Source organism: Desulfitobacterium elongatum, assembly GCF_055378975.1.
In genome coordinates this window covers 3,977,015-3,988,958 of sequence record NZ_AP038772.1, presented here as the reverse complement: position 1 = coordinate 3,988,958, position 11,944 = coordinate 3,977,015, and the positions used below count along the sequence as shown (strand labels likewise).

Below are 11,944 nucleotides of genomic sequence, written 5' to 3'. Positions count from 1 at the left end.
TCATTGTTATTCTTCAGTCATAAAGGGAATTAGAAGAGAAAGGGAATAGCAAAATTCTGTCGAATGAAGTACTATTAGAGAAGTAGTTTTGAAAACAAGTCAAAGTCGGAGGGTGTGCAATGGAACTCATTCAAACAGTGATTGATATATTTCTTCATCTCGATGAGAAGCTAGGTGTTGTAATTCAAGCTTACGGCACGTGGACCTATCTCATTCTTTTTCTGATTATATTCGCAGAGACGGGTCTTGTTGTTACTCCGTTCCTTCCGGGAGATTCCTTAATCTTCGTAGCAGGAACTTTCGCAGCGAGTGGTGCCTTAGACCTAAAGACGTTGTTTGTCTTACTTTTCGTTGCTGCGATTTTGGGGGATACTGTGAATTATCAGATTGGTCACTTTTTTGGGCCTAAAGTTTTTTCGAAAGAAATGCGTTTCCTGAATCGGGAGAATCTTGAACGAACCCAACACTTCTATGAGAGGCATGGGGGAAAGACAATTATTATGGCGCGATTCATCCCAATCATTCGAACGTTTGCTCCTTTCGTAGCAGGAGTTGGGGTGATGGCCTACTGGCGTTTTCTGCTATTTAATCTCGCCGGAGCCTTTCTTTGGGTAAGCATTGTTCTTTTCGGGGGATACTTTTTTGGTAATCTGCCTATTGTTCGGGATAATTTCACAATAGTTATTTTCGCGATCATCGGGATATCCATTGCACCGGGAGTTATAGGTTATCTTAAGCAACGCTTCGGGCAATCTAAGAACACCATGAATTAGTTCATAAACCGAGTGATTTAAGAAAGATATTGATAGTTCAAACGAGAAGAGGGAATTAACCCATGTACTTGGGCTTAATTCCCTTTTTGCTTTCAAGAAATCAAGGGGAAGGTTCTCTAGGTTTCTAAGTCGGTTTGATTCGATTATAAGACCCCATGGTGCAAGCAGAGTAACGGGGGCTACCTTGGATTTCAATGGATTTGCTCGGCTAGGTGGAAGTGGTGGAAATGGCGCATAGTTTAATGGGGACTTAAATATATAGCAACAAATGTATAAAAAGAGGCCGTGTAGACGCTTTGTTTTCTACACGGCCTCTCTTCATGCAAAGAAGCCTCGACTGATCATAGATTTCTTTTACAAACGAAAATATAGTCCAACAATCTTATGTGCACAAAAAAATGGTTGTTTGCTGTGGATGCTATTTTTGGGTGGCATATGATGAAAATATAACCGGCAAAATATTCAATCCTTATATATTCTACTCTTTCGTCAGAAGGAAAATATAGAGTATAATTATAAGTGAAATGATGAACGAATATTTTGGAGAGATTGCTATGAATTATTGGGGAGCGAAGACTCTTCTTTTAATTGTTATGAGTTTAGCTATCGTTATCTTGATAATTATAATCAATAAAATGAGGCGAGGAAAACAGCAACGACTGCAAGCTCTATTTCAAACGAGTTTTGATGGTATCCTTCTCGTGAGTGAGGATAAAAGGATCTTGGCAGTTAATCCTTCATTATTGAATATGTCAGGATTCCTACTTGAGGAATTAATTGGACATAACTTTTGTTCCGTTACAGGTTGTGATAAGCGAATTGGAAATGGGGCATGTTCCGGCCAATGTTTGGTACTCAATACAATCAGAAAAGGGGGATCTCTGCCCTATCTCGAAACCCGACTGTCCAAGAAAGATGGAAGTTTAGTTCCAGTGGCGATAACAGTTTCTTCATTCAAAGGGGAAAGAGGAGATCATGAAGCTGCAATTATTATCAGAAACTTAAGGACGGAAAAAGGGCTAACGAAGAAATTAGCCCGAAAATTGAAACAGATCAAGAGCGCTCAACAGCGTTCGGAAGCGCTATTACAATTAGGATTGGAACTTTCGTCCGTGGCGGATTTTAACCAGCGGCTGCAGTCGGTTGTCGACCAAATTCGGCATGTAATGCATGTAGATCTCGTAGGGCTATTACTCATGGAGCCGAAGGAAAAGTATTGGTATTGGAAAACTTTGAGCGGTAATGATAAAGGGAGTAAACTCAAATCACGCATTATTCGTCTGGAAGAAGGTCCACTGAATGAGTTGATTGAAAAAGGTCAGCCCATTGGGGTAAAGGAGCCGGGTGAAGCGGCACGGAACTTCTCTACTGTTTTTGCTGATTTAGATATACAGGTCAAGGGATTTTTAGGGGTTCCAGTTCAGGTGCGAGGGAAAGTGACCGGGGTTTTGTGTGCAGCAAACCGACTGAACCGCTCTTTTTCCTATGGAGAGGTTCAGATGCTCTCAATCTTAGCTAATCAGGTTGCAGTGTCGGTAGAAAATGAAGCACTATGGCAACAGATCGAAAATCAGGCCGCGCTTCGAGAACGGCACTGGCTAGCTGATGAGATTCATGATGGTTTAGCTCAGACTGTAGCTCGACTACAAAGTAATATTAAAGATATCTCCTATTTACTAAAGGAGGGAGAACAGAGTGAGGTTGTAGATAAACTAGGTCAGCTAACCAGTCTGGCAGATACAACTTATCAGGAGGTTAGACAGGTAATCTTTTCTTTAAAAGGAACGATAGAACCTGTAGGCGATTTCAGAGTTGCTTTGAAGGAAAATATTTCTGAATTTAGTTTGCAGCATCATATTAAAGTTCAGTTGATTTCGTCCAATCTTGGATTATTCCGATTTGCTCCTAATATAGAGACCCAATTAATGCGAATTATTCAGGAGGCGTTAACGAATGTTAGCAAACACGCGAATGCCAGTGAGGTGAAGATAGAGTTTGGTTCCTGGGGAAAACGATTTCTTCGAATCACCATCGCTGATAATGGGCAGGGATTTGATCTTGCAGGGTTGAAAAGTGGTTCTATGCGACGCTATGGACTACGTATTATGGAGGAGAGAATTCAGTCGGTCGGGGGGACATTTTTTATTGAGAGTGTCCCAGACCACGGGACAGTTGTAACGATTCAGGTACCTTGGTGGGAGAAAATCCCACAAAATGGAGAGAAGGTGTCAGGATGATTCGAGTATTATTAGTGGATGATCACAGGTTGGTAAGGGAAGGAATTCGAGACATTTTATCTCGAGCAGAGGATATCGAGGTTGTGGGGGAGGCTTCTAATGGACAGGAGGGAGTGGAGAAAACTCTAGGCTTAAGACCAGATCTCATTTTAATGGATATCCAAATGCCTGTATGTGATGGGATAACAGCAGTAACTCTGATCAAAGAATATCTACCGGAAAGTATTGTTGCTATGTTGACTGTTGTGGATACAGACGCTTCCTTATTCGAAGCACTAAAATCCGGTGCTGCAGGTTACTTGTTAAAAAATATGAGTTCTGTCGAATTTACCGAGGCGATTAGAGCCTTAATGAGAGGGGAATTAAGGGTTTCTCCTTCACTAGCTTCAAAAATACTCAGGGGTTTTGTTAATGAAGTTAGAGGAAAAACTTCAGAGATGGAAGGTCCATTGAATAGTCTTTCTAAACGGGAAGAGGAAGTGTTAGAACTCATCAGTAAAGGGTTCACCTATGCTCAGGTGGGTCAAGAACTGTATATAGCCGAAAATACGGTAAAAAATCATGTGCACAATTCAGTCCGAAAACTGCATGTACAAAATCGCATCCAAGCAATTAATGTCTTAAAAGAAGCTCGTAGAGGGAATGTAACAATCCAAAAGGATTAAGTATCTGCTCTTCAATTATCAGACTAGTCGGAAGCGACTAAGAGACCATTTGCAAAGATGGTCTCTTTTCTATGGTCAATTTAGTCTATATAGAGGATAGTGAAATCTCGTACAAAATATTAGCATAATAACAAGAGGGTAGTGATATCCTAACTAATTTGCTCATAGGGAGGTAGGGTTAAACATGTCAGATCAATTTCAGTTTTTGTTTACTCCGCTAAAAATTGGACCGGTAACCGTGCGTAACCGTATCATGACGACAGCTCACGCGAATCAGCTGGCCGATCCCAATCCTGTTTGGGGTAAACCCGGATTCTATGGAGAAAGGTACGCACGATATTTAGCGGAAAGGGCGAAAGGCGGATTCGGGTTAATAACCTTCGGTCAAACCGCCGTCCATCCTACAACATCCTACGAACTTTTAAATACGGCAATCGCCTATGATGAGGGGGCTATTCCAGGATTCAAGTTGGCAACAGATATGATTCATGAGCAAGGAGCGAAAGTATTTATTCAGCTTTTCCACTCCGGGGCAAATAACTCAGGGAGTGCGAGCCACTTACCAGTGTGGGCACCCTCCAATATTCCCGGTCCAGGACTGTTAGGCAGAGAAGTACCCAAACCCATGGAAAAGGCAGATATAGAGGAACTTAAGGACCACTATGCACGATCAGCAAGGAACTCCAAAGCGGGTGGATTTGATGGGATTGAAATTCACTCGACGCATGGTTACCTCCTCCAACAGTTCCTTTCTCCCATTACGAACAAACGGACTGATCAGTATGGAGGTTCTCTGGAAAATCGCTTGCGCCTCTTAGTCGAAGTCCTCGAGCGGGTTCGTGAAGAGATTGGGAATGATATGGCCTTGGGAGTACGCATCCCGGGTGATGAACTCTTACCGGGTGGATTAACTTCTGAGGATATGGCTGAAGTTGCTCAGCGTCTCGAAGCAACCGGCTTGATTGACTTTCTGAACGTGAGTGCCGCTACTTTGCTCTCGATGCATTTTGTCGTACCCCCTATGTATATGGCGCACGGATTCATTGCACCTCTGGCCGCTAATATTAAAGAAGCGGTGGACAAAATCCCGGTCTTTACAGTGGGCCGAAATGTAGATCCCTTGGAAGCTGAGCGAATTTTGGCTGACGGGCAGTCTGACATGGTAGCTATGACCCGGGCGAGTATCGCAGATCCAGATTTGCCGAACAAAGCAAAAGAGGGAAGGCTGGATGAAATCCGGAATTGTGTAGGCTGCTGTCAAATCTGTGTCGGGGTAGGGTTTGCCGGAGGTTCTTTAGGTTGCACACAAAATCCCGCTGTAGGAAAAGAAAAAGAATGGGGGAACGGAACGCTTCAGCCTGCTGAAGTTAAAAAGAAAGTACTCATCGTTGGTGGAGGACCAGGTGGCATGGAGGCGGCTTGGGTTGCTGCAGCCCGGGGGCATGAAGTTGTCTTGTATGAGAAAGAGAATGAATTAGGGGGGCAAATAAACCTTGCCTACAAGCTTCCCGGTCGTGATGAAATGGACGGCCTTGTGCGCTGGCGCAAAAATCAACTTCAGAAGTACGGCGTAAAAGTAATTTTAAGTACAGAAGTGACAACGACAATTATTGAAAAGGAAAAACCTGATGCGGTGATTCTGGCAACAGGTTCAACACCACTGCGCAATGGTTTAAACGGTTTTACCGGCTTTGAAGTTCCAGGTTGGAATCAAGAAAATGTGGTGACAGCCGAAGATATTTTAGGTGGTAAGGTTATTGCCGGAAATAAAGTCGTGATCTTGGATGAAGAAGTTCATGTTAAAGCCGCGGGGCTGGCTGAAATCTTAGCTTCACAAGGAAAGGAAGTTCATCTCCTTACACGAGGATTATACGTCGGTATGGGAATTGATGCGTCCACGTTAACGGGGATCATGCCCAGACTTAAAGAAAATGGCGTTGACATTCGTCCTCTTACGTTCGTTAAAGAGATATCCGGAAAAACTGTTATGACCCTAGATCTTCTTTCTTTCCAGGAAGAGAAGATTGAGGATGTAGAAACTGTCGTATTAATCACGGGAGCTCTGCCTAAGGATGACCTTTATACTTCAATGAAAGAAGGCGTTCCAGAATTTTATCGGATCGGAGATTGCTTGTCTCCCCGCAAAGCGGATGCTGCCATTTTTGACGGTCACAGGATCGGACGACTATTGTAGAAAAAATTAGATCCAATGTGAATAAGCCAACTAGGATTAAACGCTTGGAGGGAATTTAAATGGCTAGTGAGTTTCAATATTTATTTACTCCTTTAAAGATTGGTCCTGTAACAGTCCGTAATCGCCTCATGTCCACTTCTCACGCAACATTGATGGGCGAAGCCAATTCTACATGGGGCAAACCCAGCTTTTATGGGGAACGTTATGCTTATTACCAAGCAGAACGGGCGAAAGGCGGCATTGGTCTCATTATCTTTGGTCAAACGGCTGTTCATCCGACCTCAGCCTATGAACTGATGAACACTTCGATTGCTTATGATGAAGGGGCAATTCCGGGCTTTAAATTAGCAACCGATATGATTCATAAGCATGGAGCTAAAGTATTTAACCAACTTTTTCACTCGGGCCTTAATAATTCCGGCAAACAGAGTAAATTACCAGCTTGGGCTCCATCGGCTGTGCCAAGTGCTCTTTTTGCTGAAATCCCCAAGGTTATGGAAATCGATGACATTAAAGAAATGGTTGAATATTATGGGATCTCTGCCGAAAATTCGAAGGCGGGTGGGTTTGATGGCGTTGAAATTCATGCCAGTCACGGCTATTTACCGCAGCAATTCTTATCCCCTTTTAGCAATCAGCGTACAGATGAATATGGGGGTTCCTTGGAGAATCGCATGCGCTTTTTACTTGAGGTTGTTGAGCGCATTCGTGACGGGATCGGTTCAGATATGGCTTTGGGCATACGCCTTTGCGGGGATGAGTTAACTCCGGGCGGGCTCACTTTGGATGATTCGGTTGAAATTGCCCGGAGACTTGCGGCAACCGGTAAAATTGATTATCTGAGCATCAGCTTGGGCAACGTCTCAACTGCAACCGGGGTGGTTGTTCCTCCCATGTATATGCCCCAGGGTTATGGTGTATATGCGGCCTCGGCGATCAAGGAAGCAGTGGATAATATTCCGGTCTTCTGTGTTGGCCGGATTACAGATCCCTTGCATGCTGAAAAAATTTTAGCCGACGGTCAGGCCGATATGGTGGGCATGACGCGAGCCCATATTGCTGATCCTGAAATCGGAAACAAAGCACGAGAAGGGCGATTAGATGAAATTCGCCAATGCGTCGGCTGCTGTCAGGATTGTTTTGGCAATGTGTTAGTTGGTGTATCCGCAGGTTGTACGCAAAACCCGGAAGTCGGCAGGGAAAAGGAACTCGGCGCAGGGACGTTAGATCCTGCAGCGCAAAAGAAAAAGGTCATCGTAATTGGCGGCGGGCGTGCTGGCATGGAAGCAGCGCGACTCAGTGCTTTACGTGGACATAAGGTTATTCTTTACGAAAAGAGTGATAAGCTGGGCGGGCAAATCAATTTGGCTTCTCGATTGCCAGGACGTGATGAAATGGAGAGCGTGATTCGTTGGCCTCAAGATGAGTTAAAGAGATTAGGAGTCGAGATTATCTTCAATAAAGAAGTCACAGTTGAGTTGATCGAGGCCGAGGACCCAGATGCAGTCGTGGTCGCAACAGGTTCTAAAGCATTACGGACGGGTGCAAATGGTTTGAATCCCCTTGGAATCCCCGGTAGTAATCTGAAAAATGTCTATACGGTCGAGGATGTCCTTCTGGGCAATGCTGAATTGGGGCAGAACATCGTGATTTTAGATACGGAAGGACATGTTAAAGCATCAGGAATTGCGGAATGGTTAGCAGATCAAGGAAAACACATCGAAATTATTACAGACAAACTCTTCTTGGGAATGGTAATGGATTCTCTAACCATGATGGCCGTACAACAACGGGTAGCGAGCAAGGGAGTAAAGGTTACTCCATCTAGTACCTTAATTGGGATTAAAGAAAATGCCGTCGATGTACTCCACTTTTTCTCTCAGGAAGTAACGACAATCGAAGCGGTGGATTCAGTCATTCTGATTACAGGGGCTGAGGCGATTGATGATCTTTATCTTGCTCTCAAAAATAAAGTGAAAGAACTTTATCGGGTGGGTGATTGTGTTGCTCCGCGGACCGTGGATCGCGCAATCCACGATGGTTACTTTGTTGGCCGATCCATCTAACGGTTTAATTACGGGAGAACGGAGAAATCGTTCTTCGTTCTCCCGTATTAACAGCAATATTAAAACTACGTATCGTTGACTGACCGCAGAATGGAGAGGGAAATGTCATGGCTGAAAAGGAAATTTGGATTGTTGCCGAACACCGGGGCGGCGAACTGCAAGAAATCACCTTGGAAATGCTCCGTGAAGGGCGAAAGCTGGCCGATAAAGCAGCAGTAAAGTTATGTATCGTCTTATTAGGGTATAATGTACAGAATATGGCATCTATATTAGGACAATATGGAGCAGATCGAGTCTACGTAGCAGAGCATCCTAATCTGGAGCAATACAGCACAGATGGTTATGCCGCTGTCTTGACGGAGCTCATCAAAAGTCACGAACCCTTGGTTATCATGACTGGAGAGACTCCTTACGGAAAAGACTTAGCGCCCTGCTTAGCAGCCCGTATTAAGGCAGGCTTGCTAGCAGGTTGTGTGATGTTAAAAATGAATGATAAGGGAGCAATTGAAGGGATAAGGCCCGCCTATACTGGAAAAGTGTATTGTACCGTGAGCAGCTTGAGCAAGTACTGTGTAGCAACAATCCGGCCGGGAGTGATTGGCGTAGACAAGCCCAAAGAATCACTCAGCGCGGAAATCGTAGAGGTCCAACCGAATATTGATCCTCAGAGTATAAGGACAAAAGTGGTTGGATTTATCAAGGCTGATCCGAGCAGTGTTGATTTGACAGAGGCCGAAATCATCGTTTCTGGGGGCCGAGGGGTAGGGTCTTCGCAACAATGGAAACTCATCGAGAAACTCGCTCAAGTGATCGGCGGTTCTGTCGGAGGTTCGAGGGCAGCTATGGATGCAGGGTGGACTTCACGGGAACGCATGGTGGGGCAAACCGGACGAACGGTCTCACCTCGCTGCTACATTGCCTCTGGGATTTCTGGGGCTTCTGCTCACCTTAATGGTATAAAAGAATCAAAGCTGATTATTGCCATTAACCAAGATCGAACGGCACCGATTTTCAAGATGGCAGATATGGGTGTTGTGGGTGACCTACAGCAGATTTTACCGTGCTTAATTGAGCAACTGCAGGGAACAGGAGAACAGGCAGCAGGGACGGGAGGGATCAAGCCGTGAAACAAAAATTTGACGTTATTGTTGTAGGCGCTGGACCAGCGGGGGCTACCGCTGCAATGGTGCTTGCGAAGTCAGGGTTAGAAGTTCTACTTCTGGAACGCGGCAAGTATCCAGGGGAGAAAAACATGTTTGGCGGTGCTTTGTTCGGGCGTGTTCTCAATGATCTTGTCCCAAATTATTGGGAGGAGGCACCAGTCGAACGCTGTATTACAAGCAAAGTGATTACGATGCTCTCAGCGGAGTCTTCATTTTCTTTCGACTTTAAAACGACTAAATTTGGAGAAGCTCCATATAATGGATTTTCCGTGAACCGCTCCCGTTTCGACCGTTGGTATGCTAAAAAAGCTGTTGAAGCCGGAGCGCTGCTCGTGACAGAAACGGTAGTTGATGATTTATTGTGGGTCGATGGGAGAGTAGCTGGAGTTCGAACCCGTCGTAATCAAGGAGAGGTATGGGCTGACGTCGTGATTGCGGCTGACGGTGTGAATTCTCTTCTGGCTCAAAAGGCAAAGCTACGTAAAAACTTTTTACCGAATCACGTGACGGTCGGGGTTAAAGAAGTTATTCAGTTGCCTAAAGCAACGATTGAAAGCCGGTTTAATCTTTCAGATACTGAAGGGGTTTCCAACGAATTTTTAGGCGGACTGCTCGGGGGTATGCAAGGCGGCGGGTTTATCTATACCAATAAGGAGAGTCTATCCGTGGGTGTAGTCGCCCAGTTCCCGACCATGCATGCTCAAAGAGTCCCTATTTATGAAGCTTTGGAACAATTTAAAAGGCATCCCTCTGTGCAAGGATTGCTGAAAGATGGGGTGGTTAAAGAGTATTCAGCCCATATGATTCCTGAGGGCGGACTTGAAATGATGCCGCGATTGTATACCGGAGGGATGCTGATTGCCGGAGATGCGGCAGGCTTTGTTCTGGCGAACGGTTTATACCTTGAAGGGGTTAACTTCGCCATTGCTTCGGGTATCGCCGCTGCACAAACGGTTGTGGCAGCAAAGGGCAAGGGAGACTTTAGCTCAGGAAGTATGCAACACTACCAGCAGATCCTTGAAGAAAGTTTTGTGCTCAAGGACTTACGAAAATATAAGCATGCTCTGTCTTTTATCGAAAATCCGCGTTTGCATACGACTTACCCCGATTTAATTTGTCAATTGGCGGAGAAATTATTTACCGTTGATGGTCGCTCTCATCAAAAAATAATGCCCCAATTCCGGGAAATATTTCAGGGCCAAGTTTCCTGGCGGGAAGTGTTCAAAGATGTTAAAGAAGCAGGGAGGGCGATGATATGGTAGTTATTGAAGATAAGCTTAATTTAATACGGTATCGTGTTAGCCCTGAGGAGCATATAAAAGTCGATAAGAATCGTTGTGCCAACTGTCCGCATCAGGCCTGCACCTATGTTTGTCCGGCTGGATGCTATTCCAAGACAGATGATGGACAACTTTTGTTTGCTTATGAGGGATGTTTGGAGTGTGGCAGCTGCCGTGTGGTTTGCGATCAGGGAGCAGTCGATTGGAACTACCCCAGAGGCGGATATGGTGTGAGCTTTCGATTTGTATAGGAGGTCGTCATGAAGATCATCGTTTGTATCAAACAGGTTCCTGATACCAAGGTACCCATAGATATCGAACAGGACGGGAAGAACATTATCGAGGATGGCTTAGTTTATATGGCTAACCCGGATGACCTCTGTGCTATGGAGGCAGCGGTACAGCTTAAGGAACAAAGGGGAGGAGAAGTAACTGTCCTCACTTTGGGGCTGTCTCAAGCGGAGGAAACGCTGCGATCCTGCTTGGCCATGGGCGCTGACCACGCTGTTTTGCTCAAGGATCAAGCCTTTGACGGAGGGGACTCCTTTGCAACGGCGAATACCTTAGCCCAGGCCCTTAAAAAAATGGAATATGATCTTATACTCACCGGCAGTCAAACACTCGACGGAGGGCATGGACAAGTAGCCGCGACCTTGGCGGAAATATTAGGATTGCCGTTTGTTTCCGGAGTCACCCGCTTGGAGAGGGTTGCAAACCAGGGAATGACCCTCCACCGAAAGCTTGAGCGAGGGGATCGTGAGGTCATTGAAAGCACATTACCGGCGGTTATCGGGGTGACGGAGGGGATTAATTCCCCACGTTATGCATCGTTGCCCGACGTTATCGCCGCTATGCGTCAGGAAATTGAGGTTAGGCAAGCAAGTGATCTAGGCTTACGGCGGGAACAACTTGGGGTCAAAGGATCCCTTACCCAATTCCACGGCTATACGCCACCACGGCCTCGCCCCAAGAAAACCTTTGCACCGGATAGCAATCTATCGCCAGCTGAGAGGATGCGCCAGCTTATGTCAGGTGGAATATCCAAAAAGAAAAGTGGTGAACTTCTGGAGGGTGAAGCGGGCGAAGTTGTTAAGCAAATTGTACAATTTTTAAAGGATGAAAAAATAATTGTATTACCTTGAAGCGAATAGAGGAATCAACCCAAGACTTCCACCTTCTTTCACTCCTGACATTTGCAGCTGTGGTTACAGGAATTATCCCTCTATAAATATAACAGTCACTGAAAATTCTGTCCTAAGACAGTTGCAAATCCTTTGGAAATAGGATATAATAGTTTAAATTCATCATTTCCTATAAAAGCGATGACGGAGAAAAGTAAGCTATGGTCACTTTCCCAGGGAGGAAGAGCCGCCGACTGAAAGCTCTTCTATAGTGTAAATAGTTGAAGTTCCCTCCTGAGCTGCCGGCTGAACAGGTTCCTAAGTAGGCTTGGACGGTTCTTCACCGTTAAAAAGAAGGAGGTATCGGATTGTCCTGTACCTTTTCGAGAGAGCCTTTATTGGCTAAGTTGGGTGGTAACGCGAGATTGACTTCTCGTCCCTGCAG

General features: G+C 45.2%; 9 protein-coding genes and 1 other annotated feature. All 9 genes read left to right on the top strand.

Annotation, left to right across the window (positions count from 1 at the left end; all coding sequences use genetic code 11):
- Positions 1 to 119 precede the first annotated feature (119 nt).
- The 9 genes from ACZ42W_RS18870 (at position 120) to ACZ42W_RS18830 (ending at position 11,520) form a co-directional block, all read left to right on the top strand.
- Positions 120 to 773 carry a DedA family protein gene (locus tag ACZ42W_RS18870; protein ID WP_464166807.1) on the top strand — a complete coding sequence of 218 codons (654 nt, stop codon included), beginning with the start codon at positions 120 to 122 and terminating at the stop codon, positions 771 to 773.
- 554 nt (positions 774 to 1,327) lie between these two features.
- Complete coding sequence (locus tag ACZ42W_RS18865) at positions 1,328 to 3,010, top strand: ATP-binding protein (protein WP_464166806.1); 1,683 nt, start codon at positions 1,328 to 1,330, stop codon at positions 3,008 to 3,010.
- The gene (locus tag ACZ42W_RS18860; protein WP_464166805.1) at positions 3,007 to 3,675 is read left to right on the top strand and encodes a response regulator; all 669 of its coding nucleotides are present in this window, start codon (positions 3,007 to 3,009) and stop codon (positions 3,673 to 3,675) included. The genes ACZ42W_RS18865 and ACZ42W_RS18860 overlap by 4 nt, the downstream gene beginning before the upstream one ends.
- 184 nt (positions 3,676 to 3,859) lie before the next feature.
- A complete protein-coding gene (locus ACZ42W_RS18855) occupies positions 3,860 to 5,869 on the top strand; it encodes an oxidoreductase (RefSeq protein ID WP_464166804.1) in 2,010 nt (669 codons plus the stop codon).
- Positions 5,870 to 5,928: 59 nt separating this feature from the next.
- Positions 5,929 to 7,935: an oxidoreductase gene (locus tag ACZ42W_RS18850; RefSeq protein ID WP_464166803.1), complete on the top strand. Its 2,007-nt coding sequence runs from the start codon at positions 5,929 to 5,931 to the stop codon at positions 7,933 to 7,935.
- Between the two features lie 107 nt (positions 7,936 to 8,042).
- Complete coding sequence (locus ACZ42W_RS18845) at positions 8,043 to 9,062, top strand: electron transfer flavoprotein subunit alpha/FixB family protein (RefSeq protein ID WP_464166802.1); 1,020 nt, start codon at positions 8,043 to 8,045, stop codon at positions 9,060 to 9,062.
- On the top strand, positions 9,059 to 10,360 hold the full coding sequence (locus tag ACZ42W_RS18840; protein WP_464166801.1) for an FAD-dependent oxidoreductase: 1,302 nt from the start codon (positions 9,059 to 9,061) through the stop codon (positions 10,358 to 10,360). The genes ACZ42W_RS18845 and ACZ42W_RS18840 overlap by 4 nt, the downstream gene beginning before the upstream one ends.
- Entirely contained in the window at positions 10,354 to 10,629 is a 276-nt protein-coding gene (locus ACZ42W_RS18835) for a ferredoxin family protein (RefSeq protein ID WP_464166800.1), read from the top strand. The genes ACZ42W_RS18840 and ACZ42W_RS18835 overlap by 7 nt, the downstream gene beginning before the upstream one ends.
- Before the next feature lie 9 nt (positions 10,630 to 10,638).
- Positions 10,639 to 11,520: an electron transfer flavoprotein subunit beta/FixA family protein gene (locus ACZ42W_RS18830; protein ID WP_464166799.1), complete on the top strand. Its 882-nt coding sequence runs from the start codon at positions 10,639 to 10,641 to the stop codon at positions 11,518 to 11,520.
- A 171-nt stretch (positions 11,521 to 11,691) separates the two neighbouring features.
- Positions 11,692 to 11,943 (top strand) — a binding site (T-box leader).
- Position 11,944 lies beyond the last annotated feature (1 nt).

What these genes read in the sequence shown, in the direction of transcription:
- ACZ42W_RS18870 (WP_464166807.1), top strand. Translation starts at nt 120, where the DNA reads ATGGAACTCATTCAAACAGTGATTGATATATTTCTTCATCTCGATGAG.
- ACZ42W_RS18865 (WP_464166806.1), top strand. Translation starts at nt 1,328, where the DNA reads ATGAATTATTGGGGAGCGAAGACTCTTCTTTTAATTGTTATGAGTTTA.
- ACZ42W_RS18860 (WP_464166805.1), top strand. Translation starts at nt 3,007, where the DNA reads ATGATTCGAGTATTATTAGTGGATGATCACAGGTTGGTAAGGGAAGGA.
- ACZ42W_RS18855 (WP_464166804.1), top strand. Translation starts at nt 3,860, where the DNA reads ATGTCAGATCAATTTCAGTTTTTGTTTACTCCGCTAAAAATTGGACCG.
- ACZ42W_RS18850 (WP_464166803.1), top strand. Translation starts at nt 5,929, where the DNA reads ATGGCTAGTGAGTTTCAATATTTATTTACTCCTTTAAAGATTGGTCCT.
- ACZ42W_RS18845 (WP_464166802.1), top strand. Translation starts at nt 8,043, where the DNA reads ATGGCTGAAAAGGAAATTTGGATTGTTGCCGAACACCGGGGCGGCGAA.
- ACZ42W_RS18835 (WP_464166800.1), top strand. Translation starts at nt 10,354, where the DNA reads ATGGTAGTTATTGAAGATAAGCTTAATTTAATACGGTATCGTGTTAGC.
- ACZ42W_RS18830 (WP_464166799.1), top strand. Translation starts at nt 10,639, where the DNA reads ATGAAGATCATCGTTTGTATCAAACAGGTTCCTGATACCAAGGTACCC.